This window comes from Gordoniibacillus kamchatkensis, from assembly GCF_000829455.1.
Classification (GTDB): domain Bacteria; phylum Bacillota; class Bacilli; order Paenibacillales; family NBRC-103111; genus Gordoniibacillus; species Gordoniibacillus kamchatkensis.
The window spans coordinates 21,059-41,155 of record NZ_JXAK01000013.1; the positions used below are offsets into that span (position 1 = coordinate 21,059).

Below are 20,097 nucleotides of genomic sequence, written 5' to 3' on the forward strand. Positions count from 1 at the left end.
CGGAAGCCGGGCCCGATGGCCAGAGGATGACCACAATATAGAGGAGAGACACGAACCATGCGTTATATGGGCTTGCTGCAAACGTACAAAGATTATTTGCCGGTGACGGAGCGCACGCCGCTCCTTACGCTTCAGGAAGGCAATACGCCGCTCGTGCGGGCCGAGAAGCTGTCCGACGACCTGCAGCTTGACATTTACTTCAAGTACGAGGGCCTCAATCCGACAGGTTCGTTCAAGGACCGCGGCATGGTGATGGCCGTCGCCAAAGCGATGGAGGAAGGCTCCCGAACCATTATGTGCGCTTCGACGGGCAACACGTCGGCGGCTGCGGCTGCCTATGCGGCGCGCGGCAACCTGAACTGCATCGTGCTGATCCCGAACAACAACATCGCGCTCGGCAAGCTGGCGCAGGCGATCATTTACGGCGCCAAAGTCATTGCTATCGAGGGCAATTTCGACCGGGCGCTGGAAATCGTGCGCGAAATTACCGCCAAGCATCCGATCACGCTCGTCAACTCCGTAAACCCATACCGCATCGAGGGGCAGAAGACGGCGGCGTTCGAAGTGTGCGAACAGCTCGGGAACGCTCCGGATTTCCTCGCGATTCCGGTCGGCAACGCGGGCAACATTACGGCGTACTGGAAAGGCTTCAAAGAATTCAAGGAGCGGGGCAAATCGTCCAAGCTGCCGAAAATGATCGGCTTCGAGGCCGAAGGCGCGATGGCAATCGTGAAGGGCGAGCCGATCCGCGAGCCGGAAACGGTGGCGACGGCGATCCGAATCGGCAACCCGGCAAGCTGGGACGGCGCGGTAAACGCGGCGCGCGAATCCGGCGGGCAAATCAATTTTGTGACCGACGACGAGATTTTGCATGCGTACCGGACGATCGCGGCCAAGGAAGGCATTTTCGCCGAGCCTGCGTCGGCGGCGTCGATCGCCGGAGTCATGAAGCTGCATAAGGAAGGCTATTTCAGCAAAGGGCAAACCGTCGTCTGCGTGCTGACGGGACACGGCCTGAAAGATCCGAATATCGCCATCAAGAGCGTGGCAGGCGGCGAACCGCTCGTCGTGAAGGACAACGAAGCCGCCGTCATGGAAGCGATCGCCAAGCTGGAAGGTGAAGCGCGATGAACCCCGCCAGGGTGCGGGTGCAAGTGCCTGCCTCCACCGCCAATCTCGGTCCCGGCTTCGACTCGCTCGGCATGGCGCTCGAGCTGTACTTATGGATTGACATGGGCTTCGCTTCGGCGACGCACGTTCGCGGTTACGGCGAGCAGACGAACGGCCTGCCTGCCGACAAAAGCAACCTCGTCTATCAAGTAGCCCAGCTCGTGTTCGAAGCGGCAGGAGAGCCGGAGCGCGAGCTCGACATTGCGATGTACAGCGACATCCCGTTGACGCGCGGCCTCGGCTCGTCGGCGTCGGCTATCGTCGGCGCGCTGGCGGGAGCGAATGCGCTGATCGGCGGCAAGCTGTCGCAGCAAGAGCTGTTTCAGATCGCCTCGCGGCTGGAGAAGCACCCCGACAACGTCGGGGCTTCGCTGTTCGGCGGCATCGTCGTCGCTTTCTGGGACGGCGAGCGGGCGGAGGCGATCCGGCTCGAGCCCGACCCGCGGCTCGAAACGCTCGTCGCCATTCCGTCGTTCCAGCTGTCGACGGAGAAGGCGCGCCACGCTTTGCCGCAGCAAGTAACGACCGGCGACGCCGTGTTCAACCTGAGCCATTCGTCGCTTCTCGTCGCCGCGCTGGCCACAGGCAATCTCGGCATGATCCGGCATGCGATGAAGGACAAGCTCCATCAGCCGTACCGGGCCGCAATGGTGCCGGGAATGGAAACGATATTGCGCGAGGCGACGGAGCACGGCGCGCTCGGCGTCGCTCTCAGCGGCGCGGGCCCGACGATGCTGGCCCTGGTCGACGGGGACGCGCCGCAGCCGGACAAGGACGGGCTCGAACGGTTTTTGCGCGAGACGTTCCGCGCCGCCGGCGTCGAGGCGGAGACCATGTGGCTGAAGCCGGCTGCGCAAGGCGTTCGCGTATTGACACTTGGCCCGGATTCCGGTACATTGGATCAAATCGCCATTCGCAAAGGAGAAGTTCGGGCATGAAACGGATCGCCACGCTGGGCCCCGCCACATTTTCGGAGGAGTCGGTCCAGCATTATTTCGGAACGGAACAGTTCGCTTATTTGCCTTGCAGGGCGATCGACGACGTGTTTCGCATGACGGTTGACGGGGAGGCCGATTACGGCGTCATACCGATCGAGAACACGCTCGAAGGCACGGTTCGCCACCATCTTGATACGATTGTGCACGAAGTGGATTTGCCGATTCAGGCGGAGTGGCTTTATCCGATCAGGATGAATTTGCTTGGCTTCGCCCCGCCGGCCGGCTCCGCTGCGACTAGTCCCGGCCGGCCTTACGCGCACATCCGCAAAGTGCTGACGCACCACGCCGCGCCGGCTCAGTGCAGCCTGTTTTTGAAAAAAGAGCTCGCGCACGCGGACATCGAAATCGTCGATTCCACGGCGGAAGGGGCGCGGCTCGTCAAGCAGTCGGGGGACCCGACGATCGCCGCGATTTCCCCGCTCGCGCCGGCCAAGCTGTACGGGCTTAACGTGCTGGCGCCGGACGTTCAAGATCATGACGACAACGTGACGCGGTTTATTTTGATCGGACGCGAGAAGATAGAGCTTAATCGGCCGTCGCTGCCGAAAACGACGATGCTCGTCACGCTGGCGGAAAACTTTCCGGGCGCGCTGAATCAAGTTTGGCGGCTTTCGCTTGGCGCCGCATCAACTTGACGCGGATCGAGTCGCGGCCGACGAAGAAAAAGCTCGGCAGCTACTATTTTTACATTGAAGTGGAAGGCGCGCTCGATTCCGTGCTCATCCCGGCGGCGCTCGAGGAAATACGCGCCATGGGCTGCCAGGTGCGGCTGCTCGGCAGCTACCCGAGCTATACGTACGAAACGGCCAACCAACAATCGGAGGTGTAAAGGCGGTTATGGCACAGCAGTGGATTTATTTAAACGGCGAATACGTAACCAAGGAGAACGCCAAGGTGTCGGTGTACGACCATGGGTTCTTGTACGGGGATGGCATTTTTGAAGGAATTCGGGTGTATAACGGCAACATTTTCAAATGCAAGGAGCACCTGGACCGGCTGTACGATTCGGCGAAATCGATCATGCTGGACGTGCCGCTTGCCCCTGCCGAAATGGAGCGGGCGCTCGTCGAGACGATCCGCAAAAACGAGCTCAGGGACGGGTACATTCGCCTCGTCGTATCGCGCGGTCCCGGCGACCTCGGGCTCGACCCGCGCCGCTCGCCGAAAGCGTGGGTCATCATCATCGTCGAGCAGCTCGCCATTTACCCTGAGGAAGCGTACCGCGACGGCCTGCGCTCGGTATCCGTATCGCAGCGGCGCAACATTCCGGACGCGCTCAATCCGAAAATCAAGTCGCTCAACTACTTGAACAACATTCTTGTGAAAATCCAGGCGAACCTCGCCGGAGTCGGCGAAGCGATCATGCTCAATTCGCAGGGCTACGTCGCCGAAGGTTCGTCCGACAACATTTTTATCGTGAAGCGGGGCGTCGTCTTTACTCCGCCTTGTTATTGCGGCGCGCTCGAAGGCATTACCCGCGGCGCGATCATGGAGCTGTGCGCGAAGCTGGGCTATACGCTGAAGGAAGAGCCGTTCACGCTGCATGACGTGTACGTGGCGGACGAAGTGTTTTTCACGGGAACCGCCGCCGAGGTTATCGCCGTGCGCGAAGTCGACGGCCGGATTATCGGTTCCGGCAAAGCCGGCCCGGTGACGACGCATTTGCTGCAGGAGTTCCGCAAAATCGTTGAAATTGACGGCGTGAAGGTGTACGCATAATCGCCGCGTCGCAGTCGGTCATGGAACAAAACCTCCGAATCCGCCAGCTTGCGGGTGCGGAGGTTTTTCTGTTTTTCGTTGTGGCAAAAGCGTCCCGGATGACGACGAAAGTAAGGCTAAGCTGCGGATTGGGGATGCGTGTCTCCGGCTTCGCCCACACTTGTATTCCTTTGAATTTAAAACATGGTGGGAACACAAGTTCAAAGGCTGATGGTTACGATGCGAGTTTTGCTGCGCAAAACTTTCAGCTCTCCGCACCACATCCCCATTCTCCGCTCCACCTTTCGCGCTTGATTCGGCAGGCCGGCCAGTTCTGCTCCGTTTAAAGAACCGATTCGCTATGCAGCGTCTTGCGGGTCGTTGTTAAAGACCGATTTGACGAAAGGACGGTGCATAGACCAATTGTTCGCAACATAGCGACGAAAATTCGCACGGAGCGACCTTCGAGGCGCTAAGGGCCAGTTTTTCCACTTTGGCTCAAAATCAACGACCGTAAAGACGCTGTTTAGCGAACATGGGCTCTGTTGCATTATCAGGTCGGGTTGTTTGGGACAGGGCATCGGGTCAGAGGCTGATTTTTCGGACTTCCATCGAACCTTTTGCCTTATCGGCCATGGAGGTATAGCCAATCGAGGCAAAGCCAACAAAGCCAACAATGCATAGCCAACAAAGGCCTGGCCGACTGTGGCCTCGACAACAAAGCATGGGCCAACCAAGACATAGCCAACCAAGGCAAAGCCAACCAAGACACAGCCAACCAAGACAAAGCCAACCAAGGTATAGCCAATCGAGGCAAAGCCAACCAAGGCACAGCCAACCAAAGCATAGCCAACCAAGGCACACTGTCTACAACACGCAGGTGCCGAGATTCTGACTGCAAGGGATAATGAAGCTGCTGCGTCCTATAAAAGGAGCGCCCCTCTTAGCCCGCGACAATGCGAATCGGCCAACCGTCAACGGCGCGTTCCATGCGGAATATGATCTTCGATCAGCAGCATGGCAATATGCAAAAAATGATCGGCCCCCCGCTCGCCTTTATACAAATACGAAGTCATAATCGTGCCCCGGTACGCGATCTCCAGCTGCGCGGAAAGCGCTTCGGGATCTCTCGCGCCCGCTTCCCGAGCGATTTCGGTGACGTGGCTCCATAGCGTCCTGCAGCATTCGGTCGATTTGACATAGCCCGGATGGCTCGTGTCGGGAAATTCGACAGCCGCATTCATGAATGGACAGCCGCGAAAATCGGGCTCGGCGATTCTCGGCGCCAGCTGCCCGAACAAATGGCGCAGCTGCCCGAGCGGATCGTCCGGATGCCGGCTCCGCGCCGCTTCAATCCGCTGCAAGCTGCGCTGAAACTTTTGCTCCAAATAAGCGACGACCAAATCGTCCTTCGTCGCAAAGCTGCGGTAAAAGCTCGCTTTGGCGACGCCGGATTCGGCGATGATGCGGTCGATGCCGACGGCGCGAATGCCTTCCCGATAAAACAAATCCGATGCTGCATGCAAAATGCGTTCTTTGACCGGCTCCCTTTTTTCCATAGCAAAGGCTCACCTCGAAAAAATGTCATAATCCAGGTTGACATGAGACAGATCGGTCTGTATCATACATAAGCAACGAGACAGAACTGTCTCATCCATTGTAGCCAAAGCTGCTGCGCCGTGTCAATCGGTGCGGCCGCTGCCCGCCGGCAATGGATCATTCGGGAAAAGGAGAATGCAAGAATATGTCCGCGTCCAGCAAAACTTTAACCTCCTCACTGCAAGCCGCAACCGAGGTTCGGATCCGCTCCAGACCGCGCATCATGCTTGCCGTTATGCTGCTTACGGTGTTTATGTCGGTGGCTAACATTTTCATCGTCAACGTGGCCACTCCATCGATCCAGCGCAGCCTTCACGCCAGCTTTTCCGGCGTTCAGTTCGTCATTACCAGCTATACGCTCGCGTACGCCGTCGCCCTCATCATCGGCGGCCGGCTGGGCGACCGGTTCGGGCGCAAGCGGATGCTGCTGCTCGGCGTGGCGGGCTTCACGTTGGCGTCGCTGCTTTGCGGTTTGGCCGGCGGCGTGGCGATGCTCGTTGCGGTCCGGATCGTGCAAGGACTTTCCGCAGCTATGATGGCACCGCAAGTGCTTTCCTTGATTCAGGTCAATTATCCCCCGGAGCGGCGCGGCGCCGTATTCGGCATGTACGGGGCGGCGCAGGGGCTGGCGGCATCGACTGGGCAGCTCATCGGAGGCCTTTTGCTGCGGTGGAATCCGTTCGAACTCGATTGGCGGACGGTATTTTTCTTCAGCGTGCCTGTCGGCTTGCTGATCCTGTCGCTGATTCCTTTCGTGCGGGAATCGAAGGATGCGTCGCACGCCAAGCTGGACTGGATCGGGGCGATCGGCGCACTCAGCGGGCTGCTGATGCTCATTTATCCGCTCGTACAGGGCCAGAAAGAAGGCTGGCCGCCCGCGCTCATCGCCTGTTTGCTGCTTTCGTTCCCGGTGCTGGCCGGCTTCGTCTGGCATGAAAAAAGAGTGGCCCGTTCGGGCGCCGTTCCTTTCATGAACGTGGACTTATTCCGGCAGCGGGTGTTTACGGTAGGCATGCTGATCGTCTTTTTGCTGCTCTGCTCGCAGGCCGCCTACTTCCTCGTATCCGCCTATTTTCTGCAAATCGGGCTCGGCTTTAGCGCGCTCAAAGCGGGGCTCGTCATTTTGCCGATGGGCATGGGCTATTTTGCGGCGTCGCTGTATTCCGCCAAAGCCGTCGCCAAATTCGGGCCGCACGTGCTCACGTTCGGCGCGGTTTTGACGGCAGCCGGATATTTTGCCCTCGCTTGGTCCGTTCATGTTACCGGTGTTACCGCCGCAGGATACGAATGGATACCCGCGCTGTTCGCGCTCGGTTTCGGTCAAGGCACGGTCGCCGCTCCGCTCACGAACACGATTTTGGCCAAAATCCGCAGCGGCGATGTCGGTTCCGCGTCGGGGATTTTGGCAACCGGGATGCAGGTGGCGTTCGCGATCGGCATCGCCTTGATTGGAGTTGTGTTCCTCAGTGCGCTCGGCCGTCATGCGGATACGGTCAGCGGCGAAATCGCCCCGCAGCTGCGGCAAAGCTTGACGGCGGCGCAATTGCCCGCCAGCGAGCGCGAAATTGTCGTGCAGCAGTTCCGCAGCTGTTACGGCGATTATGCGCGCGCAACCGACCCGGCGGCTCTGCCGGCCAGCTGCAGCGGCGGCGGCGCCAGCGCACAAGTCAAAAGCTTGTTTTCAGCAAGTATGAAGCGCGCCAATTCGCTGAATTACGCCGCTTCCTTCGAACTGTGCCTGTATGCGCTGGGAGCTTTTACCGCCTTTTTAACTCCGCTTGTGCTCGTTTTGCTTCGAGGCAGGAGAGCGCCAGGGCAGACGTCAGGCAGCGCTCGTTAATTTTTCGGAAAAAAGAGGTCAAACGCCTAATCTCCGCATAGGATGTATTGTGATGCTGCTCGCGTGGGACGGAAGCGGTTCTCGCGTTCTTCGCCATGGTCAGGCTTAACGCATATATCAAAGGAGGTTTGGCCTTGAAAATCCATATTGTGAAATCAGGGGATACCTTATACGAGCTGGCGAAAAAATACAACGTCGAACTCGATAAACTGATCGCTGCCAACCCGCACATCGTCAATCCCGACCAGCTCGATATCGGCATGAAGGTAAAAATTCCGACGGCGCCGAAGCCGCTTGCACCCGCGGAAGGAACGTACAAATTCAAACACGTCGTGAAGCAGGGCGATACGCTGTGGAAGCTGGGCAAGGCGTGGGACGTGCCGCTGGCGGACTTGATCGCCGCCAATCCGCAGCTGAAAAATCCGAACGTGCTGCTCACCGGCGAGATCGTCTATATCCCGAAAACGGCCGCCGACGGACATGCGGCACCGGCCGGCACCGCCAGCGGGACGTCGCCGATGCCGGACGCCGTTCTGGGCGAGTACGAGCTTCCGGCTCCGACATGGGCGATTGAAGCGCCGGGTCCGCAAATCGGAAGCGGTGTACCGGAATGGCCCGGGGCGCATGCCGGAAGCGGCGTGCCGGAATGGCCGGGGATGCATGCCGGCTGGCCGATAGAAGCGCCTGAAACGCCAGCAGGCTATACGCCGCTGCCGCAACAAGCTCCGGTCGGCGCCGAAGCGCCGGGGGAGCAAGCCGGAGCGCAGCCCGGCCCGTGGGCTTACGAGCCGTTCATGCCGGCTATGCCGCAAGCGCCGTCGCTCACAGAGCCGTTCGCCGGCGTCCACGACGGAGGACAGGAGGCGGTGCACCCGTTCGCGCAGGCGTACGTGCCCGCGACGGAAGCGTTCGCCCAGCAGCAGCCGGAACTGCCTGCCATACCGGAGCAGCCGTTCGCCGATTATATGCACGGCTACGGATCGTATCCATACATGGCCGGCTCCGAGACGGCGGCTCCGGCTCACGATATGCCGCCGGTTCCGTACCCGTACAGCCATTTGCCGGACTGCTGCTCCGGACCCAAGCTCGATATGCCGGGCGGCTACGGCGCTTACGGACCGGGCACGCTGCCGTACGCAGCTCCGTCGATGCCGCTGTTTGTCCCGGGATACGTTTATCCGGCTTACGCCATGCCGGGCGCCCCCAGTTACGGACAGGGAGCGCCCGAAGGAGCCGATCCTTCAATGGCTTATACGTCCGGTTGGCCGGGGGCGGCAGAGGCTCCCTTCATGCCGATGATGCCGTATATGCCGATGCATGAGCCTTATGCGGCGTACCCGGACATTCCAAAGTACCCGGAAGGGACCGGAGCGGTGGCGCTGGAACAGAAGCAAGAGGAAGTGGATATTTCCGTAGACGAAGAAAAAGCTGCCGTGCGGGCAAAAACGGTTTCGTCCGGCAAGCGCGCGAAGCAGCCGAGCCAGCGCGAGCGGATCGCCGCCTTTTTGCGGTCGGAACGGCAGCGGACGGGCGCAAGGTTCGAGCACCGGCCGAACACGCCGTGGATCAACGTATGACGCTTTGACATAGCGCGTATAACCCCTCCCCATTTGGTAAAACTATTGAAAAAATACCAACGGTGGAGGGGATTCGCTTGCTGATGATGACCCTATGGAAACAGCTGAAGAAACGGCTGCGTACGAGAAGGCGCTGGCTGGCGCTCGGCGTTTTCGTGCTGGCGGCAGCCGGAATCGCCGCCGCGTCCGCAGTCCGCGGCCCGCGCGATGCGGGCGAAGACTGGAACGGAGCCGCTGCGCGGAGCACGTTCGCGCCGGCTGCGCAAAGCGGCGACGCGATACGGCAGGCGGATGTGATGGAGACGATTGAGCGCAACGGGAAGGAGCGCGAAACCGTTTTGCTGAAATCGTATGTATGCGGCGAAGAGAAGCAGAAGCTCGGCCTGATGAAGCCGGATGGCGTGCGGAAGCTGCATCAGGAGCATCCCGAATGGGCGCTGCGGCTCGGCGGCGACGGGACTGTCGTGTTCACGCAGAGCATCGACGATTTGTCCCCGGCGTGCAAGCAGACGGCGTTTTTCGGCATCGACGAGAAAGGCAATCTGACGCTGTTCGACGGGTGCCGGGCAAGGACAATGTGATTCGCACCTTTTTCCAGCTCAACATTCGCCACCTGGAAAGCAGCTTGCCGCGAGATGCCGTGGGCCAGCTGTACAGCGGCATTCGCGTGAGAGATTTGGCGGAATACAACAGCGTGCTTTCCACGTTCAGCGATTATGCGGTCGAAGAGACGCAGAAAGCGATGAAGGCGCAGCCTAGCGAGAGGTAGCCGGGAATTCCCGAAGCTATCTCTTTTTTTGTGCCGCCAAGACAGCGTAGCCGACGCTCCGCACATCTGCTATAATGGGACGTGTACATATGTTCGCTTATCGGCCGTGCGAGGCCGGTTGGCGCTGGGAGTTGGACTTATTTTGCGCATTATGGGGATCGATCCGGGCATTGCGATCGTCGGCTTCGGCTTTATCGACAAGCTCGGCAGCAAGCTGACGCCGGTGCAGTACGGCTGCATCACGACGGAGGCGCACACCGATCCCGGCCTGCGGCTGAAGCAGGTGTACGACTCGGCCGTGCAGCTGCTGGAGACGTACAAGCCGGATGCGGTGGCGATCGAGCAGCTGTTTTTCAACCGCAACGTGACGACGGCGTTCACCGTCGGTCAGGCGCGCGGAGTGCTCATTCTCGCCGCCGTGCAGCGGGGCATACCGGTTGCGGAATATACGCCGATGCAAGTGAAGCAGGCGATCGTCGGCTACGGCAAAGCGGAGAAAAAGCAAGTGCAGGAAATGGTCCGGATGTTTCTGAAGCTGGCCGCCATACCGAAGCCGGACGACGTCGCCGACGCGCTGGCGGTAGCGGTGTGCCACGCGCATTCGGCGGTCCTGCTGAGCAAATTGAATGGAGAAGCGTTGCGATGATCGATTATTTGCGCGGGCGTCTCGTCGCCCGGGAATTGGATTATATCGTGCTGGACGTGCACGGCATCGGCTACCGGGTTTTTTGCCCGAACCCTTTTGCGGCGCCGCTTAAAGACGGGGAAGAGACGACGTTTTACATTCATTATCACGTCCGCGAGGACGCGCACTTGCTGTTCGGCTTCCCGTCGCGCGAGGAGCAGTCGCTGTTCCGCAAGCTGCTGGAAGTAACGGGCATCGGTCCGAAGGTGGCGCTCGGCGTGTTGGCCGGAGGCCGGCCGGAGACGATCGTGGCGGCCATCCAGCAGGAAAACGTCGCGTTTCTCACGAAGCTGCCGGGCATCGGCCGCAAGACGGCGCAGCGCATCATTCTCGACTTGAAGGACAAGCTGGCCGGCGCTTCGGCCGGCGGGCTGGAAGCGGCGGCGGCGCTCGGCGCGGCCGGTTTGGCTGCGGCGGACGGCAGCGGCTTGGCCGGCGGAGGTACAGGAGCTTGGGGCGAAGCGAAGGAAGCGCTGCTGGCCCTCGGCTATACGGAGGCTGAGACGGACCGCGCTTGGGCGCGCGTTCAGGCGAAGGCGGACGGCGCTTCCGCCGACACGCTGGTGAAGCTGGCGCTGCAGGCGCTCTATCAAGGATAGACGGGTAGGTGACAAGGGTGGAAGACCGGCTCATTTCGGCACAGTTCATGATGGAGGATCAGGCGGTCGAGTTTTCCCTCCGTCCCCGTTATTTGGCGGAATATATCGGCCAGTCGCAGGCCAAGGAAAACCTCAAAGTATACATAGAAGCGGCCAAGCTGCGCAAAGAAGCGCTCGACCACGTGCTGCTGTACGGACCGCCGGGGCTCGGCAAAACGACGCTGTCCAACATTATCGCCAACGAGCTCGGCGTCGGCATCCGCACGACGAGCGGCCCGGCGATCGAACGCCCCGGCGATTTGGCGGCGATCTTGACCAATTTGCAGGAAGGCGACGTGCTGTTCATCGACGAGATTCACCGCCTGCACCGCACGGTGGAGGAAGTGCTGTATCCGGCGATGGAGGATTACGCGCTCGACATCATTATCGGCAAAGGCCCGAGCGCCCGCTCGGTGCGGCTCGACCTGCCGAAGTTCACGCTCGTCGGCGCCACGACGCGCGCCGGGCTGCTCTCCGCGCCGCTGCGCGACCGGTTCGGCGTCGTCAGCCGCCTGGAGTACTACACGATCGACGAGCTGACGTATATCGTAACGCGGGCGGCCGACATTCTTCAGGTGCACATCGTCGGCGAAGCGGCGCGGGAAATCGGCATGCGCTCGCGGGGTACCCCGCGGATCGCCAACCGGCTGCTGAAACGGGTGCGCGACTATGCGCAAGTGCGCGGCGACGGCATCATTACGCTCGACATCGCACGAGCGGCGCTGAAGCTCATTCAGGTGGACGACCTCGGTCTCGACGAAATCGACCACAAAATGCTGCGCGCTATCATCGCCAATTTTCAAGGCGGCCCTGTCGGCCTCGATACGATCGCCGCTACGATCGGCGAAGAAAGCCAGACGATTGAAGACGTGTATGAGCCCTATTTGCTGCAAATCGGCTTCCTTCAGCGCAGTCCGCGCGGACGCATCGTCACGCCTCAGGCGTATCAACACTTGAATCTCCCGATGCCGGACCGCCGCTAAGCCTCACGCTTGGCTCGGCTCCGGCCCGGTTACGAAAGGAATGGCAGCATGGTACGCAGCTTGTTCTCTCGCACTCATTGGAAAAAGACCGCCGCAGCGCTGGCTGCGGCTGCCTTGCTTATCTCCGCATCTCCGTATAGCACCGCCGGTTATGCCGCCGCCGTTCCGAAGCTCGACCAAATTCGGGTCGCGCTGTTTCTGGACGGCAAAGCCGGCGGAGGCATCCCGTACGTGACGCTGTCGGCGCCGCAAGGGCTCGACATCGGCCTCCGCACACCATCAGCTGTTCAAGCATTGTTCAGCACGGCAGCCGGAGCGAATACGCGTTTCTCTCTGGATCAATTCGCCGTGCTCGTGCTGGAGACGTCCGACTTTGCGCAGGCGCGCCTTGCGGCGGACAAGCTGCCTGCGGACGGGCAACAGCAGGCCGTCGTATGGACTCGCTCCAAACAGGGCAAAACTGTATACCAGGTCACGTTCGGCACGTTCCCCGACGTCGGCACGGCGACGGCGATGCAGGCCAAGCTATCCGCTAACCCGCAGCTGGCGGGTTTGATCAAGCCCGGTTCGCTGCCGCTCGTCGGTCCGTATCGGCTGAGCGCCGGCACTTTCGCCGCCGAGGCGGACGCGGTGAAGCAGCAGGCCGCGGCGGCGCAAGCCGGGCTTACCGCCGACGTCGTGCTGCAGGCTGACGCGGCCGGCAAAGTCAGCTACGCCGTCTGGATCGGCAGCGAGCCGACGCAGCAGGCGCTTACGGCGCTGCAACAGCAGGCCGCTGCGGTGCTGCCGGGCGTGCAGCTGCAGCCGGCAGCGGCGGCGGCGCCGTACGTGGTGCGTCGCACCGAGGCGGCTTCGGCGGCGTCCGCCACTGCCCACTACGTGCTCGGCGGCGCCGGCGCCAAGCTGTGGGCGCAGCCGAAGGACGCCGCAGGCGTCACCGTCAAGGAACGGTTCGAACGCAGCTACCGCGGCGCGATCGAGCTCAGCCAGCAAGGCGACTCGCTGGCCGTTATCAACGAAGTGCCGTTCGAGTCGTACGTCGCTTCCGTCACAGGCGCGGAGATGGGCGCCGGCTGGCCGACGGAGGCGCTCAAGGCGCAAGCCGTCGCCGCCCGCACTTACGCGCTCAAGCAAGGGATGAAATACCAGGTGGCGAACGTCACCGATTCGACGCTCGATCAGGCGTACAAAGGCATTTCCTCCGAATCGGCGGATGCCATCGCTGCGGCGGCGGCGACGCAGGGCGAATTGCTGGCGGACGCATCCGGCTCATTACGCCGTACTATTCGTCCAACGCCGGCGGAATGACAGCGGACGCGACGGAAGCATGGGGCAAACCGGTTTCTTATTTGAAAAGCGTGCCGAGCCCCGACGATGGCGCGGCCGCATCCAAGCTGATGTGGTGCCGCGTGGCGCTGGCGGACGGCACGTTCGGCTACGTCCGTTCCGATTATTTGCGGGATACGGGAACGAAGAACGCCGCCGGCCTCCCCGTCTATGCGGGTACGGAGGACGGCGTCAACATCCGGCCGGCGCCGTCTACCGACGCGTCGAGCGTTCCGCTCGGCAAGCTGAATGCCGGCGACCTCGTCACCGTCATCGGACAGGTGAAGGAATCGAATGCGTATTCGTGGCAGCGCGGACCGCTGGACGCGGCTGCGCTGCAAAGCAAGCTCAGCGCTTACGGCCTGAGCGGGCCGCTGGCGACGCTTGAAGTTTCGCAGCGCGGCCCGTCCGGCAGGGTCACGGAGCTGAAGGCGAACGGCCAGCCGCTGTCCTTGCCGAATCCGGATACGATCCGCACGGCGCTTGGCGGCTTACCCAGCACGCGGTTTGAAATTGAACAAACGGGACGGTATACTATTGTCGGGGCAGACGGGGCGACCCGCGAGCTGCCTGATGCCGGCGGACCGCTGTACGCGCTTGGCGCCGGATCGTCCGGCCCCGCGCCGCTTGGCGACAATATGGTCGCGATGTCCGCAGACGGTCAGGTCCGCGTACTGACGAAAAAGCCGCAGTACGTTATGACCGGCACCGGCTACGGCCACGGCGTCGGCATGTCGCAATGGGGCGCGCGCGGCTATGCCGAGCTCGGCTACGACTATCGGAAAATTTTGCAAACGTACTACAGCGGCGTTTCGATCGTGAAGGACGGTTCTTGATACGATGCAGGTGGACTTGTTTGATTTCGATTTGCCGGAGGAGCTCATCGCGCAGACGCCACTGGCGAATCGGACTTCGTCGCGGCTGCTTGTGCTGAACAAGGAGACAGGCGAGACGGAGCATCGGCAATTCGAAGATTTGGCGGCATACATACAAGCCGGCGATTTACTCGTGCTGAACGATACGCGAGTCATTCCCGCCCGGCTTTTTGGCGTGAAACGGGATACCGGGGCGAAGGCGGAGCTGCTGCTGCTCAAGGCGCTCGGAGGCGACCGCTGGGAGACGCTGGCGAAGCCTGCAAAAAAGCTGCGCGCAGGCACTGTCATCGATTTCGGCGGCGAGCCCGGCAAGCCGGTGCTGACGGCGGTTGTCGAAGAAGAGGGGGACATGGGCGGCCGCGTCGTCCGTTTCGAGTACGCGGGAATATTCAACGAGATATTGGACAGGCTCGGGTCGATGCCGCTCCCGCCGTACATCAAGGAGACGCTGCCGGACCGCGAACGGTATCAGACCGTATACGCGAAGCATGAAGGTTCGGCGGCGGCGCCGACGGCGGGGCTGCATTTTACCGAGGCGTTTCTGGACAAGCTGAAGGACAAGGGCGTACGGATCGCGTTCGTGACGCTCCACGTCGGTCTTGGCACGTTCCGGCCTGTGTCGGCGGATACGGTCGAGGAGCATGAGATGCATGCCGAATTTTATACGATGCCGGAGGAGACGGCGGCGCTCATTCGCGAGACGAAGCAAAACGGGCGGCGGGTCATTGCCGTCGGCACGACGTCGGCAAGGACGCTGGAAACGGTCGCGCAGCGCTGCGAGGAGGAAGGCTCGGAAGTGCACGAAATGCGAGGGTGGACGAGCATTTTCATCTATCCCGGCTATACGTTCCGGCTCGTCGATGCGATGCTGACGAATTTCCATCTGCCGAAATCGACACTGATCATGATGATCAGCGCGCTCGCCGGGCGGGAGCGGGTGCTCGCGGCATACCGCGAAGCGGTGGAGCGGCGCTACCGTTTTTTCAGCTTCGGCGACGCGATGTTCATTCATTAAAAAGAGATTTGGATCGGACGTGATGACCACAGTGGCAGCAGTAACGTATGAACATATCAAAACGTGCCAGCAGTCGGGGGCGCGGCTAGGCCGCGTCCATACGCCGCACGGGTCGTTCGACACGCCGGCGTTCATGCCGGTCGGCACGCAAGCGACCGTCAAAACGATGAGCCCCGAGGAACTGAAAGAGATGAACGCGGGCATCATTTTGAGCAATACGTACCACCTGTTTTTGCGGCCGGGTCACGAGCTGATTCGGCGGGCGGGCGGTCTTCACAAGTTTATGAACTGGGACCGGGCGATCCTGACCGACAGCGGCGGCTTTCAGGTGTTCAGTTTGTCCGAAAACCGCAAAATCAGCGAGGAAGGCGTCGAGTTCCGGTCGCATCTGAACGGGGATAAGCTGTTTCTGTCGCCGGAGAAAGCGATGGAAATCCAGAACGCGCTCGGCTCGGATATCATGATGGCGTTCGACGAGTGCCCGCCGTATCCGGCGTCGTATGACTACGTGAAGCAGTCGACGGAACGGACGAGCCGCTGGGCCGAACGGTGCCTGGCCGCCCACGCGCGCGGCCGTGACCAGGCGCTGTTCGCGATCGTGCAGGGCGGCATGCATGAAGACTTGCGCAAGCAAAGCGCCGCCGATTTGACTTCCATGGATTTCCCGGGTTATGCTATTGGTGGACTGAGCGTCGGCGAGCCGAAGCATATGATGTACGAAGTGCTCGAATACACGACGCCGCTGCTGCCGACGAACAAGCCCCGTTATTTGATGGGGGTCGGTTCGCCCGACGCGCTGATTGAAGGCGCTATCCGCGGCATCGACATGTTCGACTGCGTCTTGCCGACGCGCATCGCCCGCAACGGGACATGCATGACGTCGCAAGGGCGGCTCGTCATCCGCAATTTGAAGCATGCGGACGATTTCGGTCCGCTCGATCCGGAATGCTCCTGCTACACTTGCCGCAACTACAGCCGCGCCTACATTCGTCACTTGATCAAAGCGGAGGAAACGTTCGGCATCCGGCTCACTACATATCATAACCTGCATTTTTTGCTGGAGCTGATGAAGCAGGTGCGGCAGGCGATTATGGACGACCGCCTGCTCGATTTCCGGGACGAGTTTTTCGCCCGCTACGGGCTATTCGACAACGACAAAGGATTTTAAGGGGAAAGGGTTGGGTTCATGAACACGTTTAACACGCTGCTTTTGGCTGCCGACGGTACGGCCGCTAACGCAAACTCCGGAGCAGGCATGCTCTACACTTGGGGACCGCTCGTTCTGATGTTCGTCGTGCTGTACTTTTTACTTATTCGTCCGCAGCAAAAGCGCCAAAAAACGCGCAACCTGATGCTCTCCAATTTGAAAAAAGGCGACAAAGTCGTCACGATCGGCGGCTTGCACGGCACGATTCAGCAAATTACCGACGACACCGTCGTGCTGCTCGTGAACGATGTCACCCGCATGACGTTCGACCGCTCGGCGATCAATTCCGTCACCGCCCAGGCGCCGGCGTCCGCAAAAGCGGAAAAGGCGGAGAAGAGCGACAAAGCCGATAAAGCTGCCGAGAAGGCGGAAGGCGAAGTTAAGAGCTAATAAGTCCCAAATAGAGAAGCAGGCAGCCCGTCATGGGCGCCTGCTTTTTTTGTCTATTGAAAGGCCGGAGGAGCATCGTGCAAGTTGAAATTGGCCGTGTGCGGGTGATGCGTCTTCATGGCCAGATGTGCATCAACGGAATCTCTGTTCGCTAAAAGATAATTCCGGTAAAATTGCCTCTGGCCAGCGTCAAGAAATTCGCTATGTCGCGGGGCGTTCGTCTTATCGGCCAATAACCGCTAAAAAGGCGGAACGGGGGCTGACTTAAAGGAACGTAGTTCCGTTAAAGTACGGATAGACGGGCATCGGCTGCATCTTAACGGAACACGGTTCCGTTATCGGACTGAAATACGTGCGACTGTCATTCAAAATGCGGGAATAACGAACTCCCGTTCCGCTATTTTTGGGAAATAACCGGGAAATTAGCCGATAACGGAACAGATTTCCGCTAATCGCCGGGTAAGGGGGCTGCGGGCTGATACCGAAGCTCACTTCAGCATCATACGCTGCTTGCGCCACGGCACTGTATATTCGCCAATGGGAAACTTGCCCTCGCTAAGCCGCAAAGCCATCGCAGCAGAACCGTAACCGAGCAGCAGGCCGCCGCACATATCGAGCAGCCAATGGATGCCCAGGTAAAAAATCGCGAAAACGATACAAACCGTTACGGCCGCAGCAAGCCCGCTCCAGCGGCTGTTGTTCGACTTGAACGCGATAAGCGCCATCGAGACGGAAATCGACGTGTGCAGACTCGGAAAGCAGTTGTTCAAACCGGAAAGCGGGCGATATTCGGCTTCGAAGCGCGGGAATGCGTCCAGCATCAAAAACTTCACATGCGGATGGTACGCCCACACTTCGCTCACCGGGAAAAACAGATAGAACGGAATCGCCAGCGTGTAGTTGAAAATGAGCGCGTAACAAATAGCGCAAACAAGCTTCGGTTGCTTTGAATGCGTATAGATGGCAACCGCGGCAATGATAAAGGCCGGAAACATGACGACATAAGCGTAGACGGCTGCGTACGTCAGGAGCGGGTGGTAGAACGCATGCTGGACAAAGGCTATGAACTCGCCGTCCAGACGGGCGATGAACGGGGTGAAATCGGGTTTGGCGGCCATTCGCTCCTCGAGCCGCAGCTCGATTTTGTTCATGTACAGGACGGCCATCATGACGATAAAATGCAGCAAATATTTGCGCGTCGCCGCCAACTCGCGGACGAAGCTTCCCGCCGCCGCAAGCGGATTTGCGCGCAGTGCGTACCACAGCAGCAAAAAAACGGTAACAGCCATATATGCGATGGCATGAGTCATCGATTGAAAAGGATTCATCGGTGTGCCCCCTGCGAGTTTGGCAAACTAAACGTTCGCCTCATTGGTAAGCTGCAGGCCTTATTGCTTAATTTGGTTCGCAGGGGGGAGTTTCATACGAGCTGCCGGTTCGGTTATTTGCGCGAGTTGACGCCGAGCATGCCGCCGAGAGCGCCGGACGCAAACGCTCCGCCGAGCAGCGCCAACGAAGCGAGGCTTAGCCCGTTGTCATAGGCGAGAAAGCCGACGATGCCGAGAACGATGGCATACAGCGCCCCGAGTATGCCGCCGTGGTACCAGCCGCGGCTGCCGGCCCGCTTGCCGGACACCCAGCCGCCGACGAACACGGAGAGGCCGTGGATCATTTTGCCGTAAGTCGGCAGCGAGCTTTCCTGCACGCCCGTCCAGACGAGCAAGAGCGATACGATGACGGTGCCTAGCGCCATCATGAGCAGGGAGTAGAGCAGTCCGGACAGCAGCGGGGAGGAGATGCGAACTTGGCTTACCTTATTTATCGGGTTCATAAGAGCAACCACCGTTCCTTTCGACCGGGACTCGTTTTGTCATCATCTTATGGCTTGGCACATAAAAATAGTACAAGTTTTATAGACGACTTTTCCGTTCGTCTTGTATAATTTCACCAAGACAAGAGAGGGGTTGGCACCATGTTCGGCACATATACACAGGCGGCCGTCTGGCAGACGGCAGCGGCGTCGTTTGTTTTTGCGGCGGTCGCATTCGGCTTCGTATGGGAACGGTGGAACCGCGCTTATGCGGCTCTTGCGGGGGCGCTGCTCGTTGCGCTGCTCGGGGCGGTCAAGCTGTCCCGGCTCGGCGTGTGGATCCACTGGCCGACGCTCGCGCTGGTGATCGGAATGACGGCGATCGCGGGGTAACGCAAAAATCCGGCTTGCCCGCCTATGCGGCAGTCCGGCTCATGCGGTTCGCCCGCGGCGGTCCGGGCCGCACGGCAGGGGTGCTGCTGCTCGCGACCGGCGCCGCCGGCGCGCTGCTCGATCCGCTCGCGGCGGCAATAACGCTCGTGCCTGTCGGGCTGCAGCTAGGGTCATTGCTAGGTCTGCAACGGGGACCTTTGCTATTCGGGCAAATGCTCGCCGCCTCGTTTGGAGGGGCGATGACGCTGACCGGATCGCCTGTCAACATGCTGGTCGCTGCCGCCGGCTCTTTCACATACGTGCAAATATTGCTGCATATCGGCATCCCGGCGCTCGCGCTGCTGCTTTTGCTTGCCGGGCTGATGGCGCTCTTTTATCGCGGCCGCCCTAATCCGAAGCTCGTGGAGGTAGCGCCGGAGTGGCGAGCGCGCGCCTGGCTTCGCGACCCGGTGCTGATGCGAAACAGCGCTGTCGCGCTCGGCGCGGTTACGCTCGCTTTTGCGCTGCATCACTGGATTCGCGTGCATCCCGGCTGGATTGCGCTTATTGCCGCGGTGCTGCTCGTCGCCGTTAGCCGCAAGCGTTACGACCCGCGCGAGCTCGTCGACGACGTCGACTGGCGTACGCTAGGAGCGCTGCTCGGGCTGTTCGTCGTCGCCGGCGCGCTGACCGACACAGGCGCCGCCGCCGGGCTCGCGCAGCGCGCGGCCGAGCTGGCAGGCGGCTCGCTGCCGCTGCTGGCCGCACTGCTGCTATGGCTGAGCGCCGTATTGTCGGCGGCGATCGGCCCGCTGCCGGTCGCGGCACTGTTAACGCAGCTCGTGCCGGCGATCGGCGCCGCTACGGGGGCGGGCGGGCTGCAGCTGCATCCGCTCTGGTGGTCGCTCGCCCTCGGCAGCGCCATAGGCGCCGCCGCCTCGCCGCTCGGCAGCCCCGGCCATGTCGTCGCCCTCACTTTGGCGGCACGCGCCAAAGAGTCGGCGGGAGTCGCCGACTTTCTCCGCTGGGGAGTGCCGGCAGCCTTTGTCGGCCTTGTGCTGGCTACCTGGTATGCGCTCCTCGTTTAGGGAACGCTGCCAGCATTTCAATAGCAAAGCGCCGCATGGCGCGGGAAAAGCGCGGTC

General features: G+C 60.8%; 20 protein-coding genes and 1 pseudogene. 18 read left to right on the forward strand and 3 right to left on the reverse strand.

Annotated features, from left to right (window positions below):
- The first annotated feature begins 57 nt into the window (after positions 1–57).
- From thrC to ilvE, 5 genes are read left to right on the forward strand one after another with little or no spacing between them, the layout of a single operon-like run.
- On the forward strand, positions 58–1,131 hold the full coding sequence (gene thrC / locus SD70_RS09405; RefSeq protein WP_041047324.1) for a threonine synthase: 1,074 nt from the start codon (positions 58–60) through the stop codon (positions 1,129–1,131).
- A complete protein-coding gene (thrB, locus tag SD70_RS09410) occupies positions 1,128–2,108 on the forward strand; it encodes a homoserine kinase (RefSeq protein ID WP_041047325.1) in 981 nt (326 codons plus the stop codon). Before thrC ends, thrB begins: the two co-directional genes overlap by 4 nt.
- Positions 2,105–2,803, forward strand: coding sequence for a prephenate dehydratase domain-containing protein (locus SD70_RS09415; RefSeq protein WP_331436758.1), 699 nt, complete (start codon positions 2,105–2,107; stop codon positions 2,801–2,803). The genes thrB and SD70_RS09415 overlap by 4 nt, the downstream gene beginning before the upstream one ends.
- On the forward strand, positions 2,800–2,997 hold the full coding sequence (locus tag SD70_RS39750) for a hypothetical protein (RefSeq protein WP_331436759.1): 198 nt from the start codon (positions 2,800–2,802) through the stop codon (positions 2,995–2,997). Before SD70_RS09415 ends, SD70_RS39750 begins: the two co-directional genes overlap by 4 nt.
- Positions 2,998–3,005: 8 nt before the next feature.
- Positions 3,006–3,887, forward strand: coding sequence for a branched-chain-amino-acid transaminase (ilvE, locus tag SD70_RS09420; protein WP_041047326.1), 882 nt, complete (start codon positions 3,006–3,008; stop codon positions 3,885–3,887).
- A gap of 953 nt (positions 3,888–4,840) precedes the next feature.
- Here ilvE and SD70_RS09425 read toward each other — a convergent pair.
- Positions 4,841–5,425 (reverse strand): TetR/AcrR family transcriptional regulator, encoded by a 585-nt coding sequence (locus SD70_RS09425; RefSeq protein ID WP_041047327.1) that lies wholly within the window; start codon positions 5,423–5,425, stop codon positions 4,841–4,843.
- Positions 5,426–5,610: 185 nt separating this feature from the next.
- Between SD70_RS09425 and SD70_RS09430 the strand changes: the two genes are divergently transcribed.
- From SD70_RS09430 to yajC, 11 genes and pseudogenes are all read left to right on the forward strand, one after another.
- Complete coding sequence (locus SD70_RS09430; RefSeq protein WP_041047328.1) at positions 5,611–7,305, forward strand: MFS transporter; 1,695 nt, start codon at positions 5,611–5,613, stop codon at positions 7,303–7,305.
- A gap of 134 nt (positions 7,306–7,439) precedes the next feature.
- The gene (locus SD70_RS33075; protein ID WP_052487215.1) at positions 7,440–8,882 is read left to right on the forward strand and encodes a LysM peptidoglycan-binding domain-containing protein; all 1,443 of its coding nucleotides are present in this window, start codon (positions 7,440–7,442) and stop codon (positions 8,880–8,882) included.
- 386 nt (positions 8,883–9,268) lie between these two features.
- Positions 9,269–9,651 (forward strand): annotated as a pseudogene (locus tag SD70_RS37840) (BofC C-terminal domain-containing protein).
- A gap of 142 nt (positions 9,652–9,793) precedes the next feature.
- Positions 9,794–10,297, forward strand: a complete 504-nt coding sequence (ruvC, locus tag SD70_RS09445) for a crossover junction endodeoxyribonuclease RuvC (RefSeq protein ID WP_041047329.1) — start codon at positions 9,794–9,796, stop codon at positions 10,295–10,297.
- The gene (ruvA, locus tag SD70_RS09450; RefSeq protein WP_041047331.1) at positions 10,294–10,935 is read left to right on the forward strand and encodes a Holliday junction branch migration protein RuvA; all 642 of its coding nucleotides are present in this window, start codon (positions 10,294–10,296) and stop codon (positions 10,933–10,935) included. Before ruvC ends, ruvA begins: the two co-directional genes overlap by 4 nt.
- A 17-nt stretch (positions 10,936–10,952) precedes the next feature.
- A complete protein-coding gene (ruvB, locus tag SD70_RS09455; protein WP_041047334.1) occupies positions 10,953–11,957 on the forward strand; it encodes a Holliday junction branch migration DNA helicase RuvB in 1,005 nt (334 codons plus the stop codon).
- A gap of 48 nt (positions 11,958–12,005) precedes the next feature.
- Positions 12,006–13,265 (forward strand): SpoIID/LytB domain-containing protein, encoded by a 1,260-nt coding sequence (locus tag SD70_RS33080; RefSeq protein WP_052487216.1) that lies wholly within the window; start codon positions 12,006–12,008, stop codon positions 13,263–13,265.
- Positions 13,262–14,119 carry a hypothetical protein gene (locus SD70_RS33085; RefSeq protein ID WP_052487217.1) on the forward strand — a complete coding sequence of 286 codons (858 nt, stop codon included), beginning with the start codon at positions 13,262–13,264 and terminating at the stop codon, positions 14,117–14,119. The genes SD70_RS33080 and SD70_RS33085 overlap by 4 nt, the downstream gene beginning before the upstream one ends.
- 4 nt (positions 14,120–14,123) lie before the next feature.
- Complete coding sequence (gene queA / locus SD70_RS09465) at positions 14,124–15,173, forward strand: tRNA preQ1(34) S-adenosylmethionine ribosyltransferase-isomerase QueA (RefSeq protein WP_041047335.1); 1,050 nt, start codon at positions 14,124–14,126, stop codon at positions 15,171–15,173.
- Positions 15,174–15,195: 22 nt separating this feature from the next.
- Positions 15,196–16,341, forward strand: a complete 1,146-nt coding sequence (gene tgt, locus SD70_RS09470; RefSeq protein WP_041047394.1) for a tRNA guanosine(34) transglycosylase Tgt — start codon at positions 15,196–15,198, stop codon at positions 16,339–16,341.
- 18 nt (positions 16,342–16,359) lie between these two features.
- Positions 16,360–16,770: a preprotein translocase subunit YajC gene (gene yajC / locus SD70_RS09475; RefSeq protein ID WP_082053235.1), complete on the forward strand. Its 411-nt coding sequence runs from the start codon at positions 16,360–16,362 to the stop codon at positions 16,768–16,770.
- 488 nt (positions 16,771–17,258) lie between these two features.
- Here yajC and SD70_RS09480 read toward each other — a convergent pair whose 3' ends face one another.
- The gene (locus SD70_RS09480) at positions 17,259–18,098 is read right to left on the reverse strand and encodes a phosphatase PAP2 family protein (RefSeq protein WP_041047336.1); all 840 of its coding nucleotides are present in this window, start codon (positions 18,096–18,098) and stop codon (positions 17,259–17,261) included.
- Positions 18,099–18,211: 113 nt separating this feature from the next.
- Entirely contained in the window at positions 18,212–18,601 is a 390-nt protein-coding gene (locus SD70_RS09485) for a TIGR04086 family membrane protein (protein WP_041047337.1), read from the reverse strand.
- A gap of 141 nt (positions 18,602–18,742) precedes the next feature.
- On the opposite strand from SD70_RS09485, the gene SD70_RS36820 reads away from it, so the two are divergent.
- Together SD70_RS36820 and SD70_RS09495 are read left to right on the forward strand one after the other, a co-directional pair.
- Positions 18,743–18,973, forward strand: a complete 231-nt coding sequence (locus tag SD70_RS36820; RefSeq protein ID WP_041047338.1) for a hypothetical protein — start codon at positions 18,743–18,745, stop codon at positions 18,971–18,973.
- Between the two features lie 41 nt (positions 18,974–19,014).
- Positions 19,015–20,040, forward strand: a complete 1,026-nt coding sequence (locus tag SD70_RS09495; RefSeq protein ID WP_041047339.1) for an ArsB/NhaD family transporter — start codon at positions 19,015–19,017, stop codon at positions 20,038–20,040.
- Positions 20,041–20,097 lie beyond the last annotated feature (57 nt).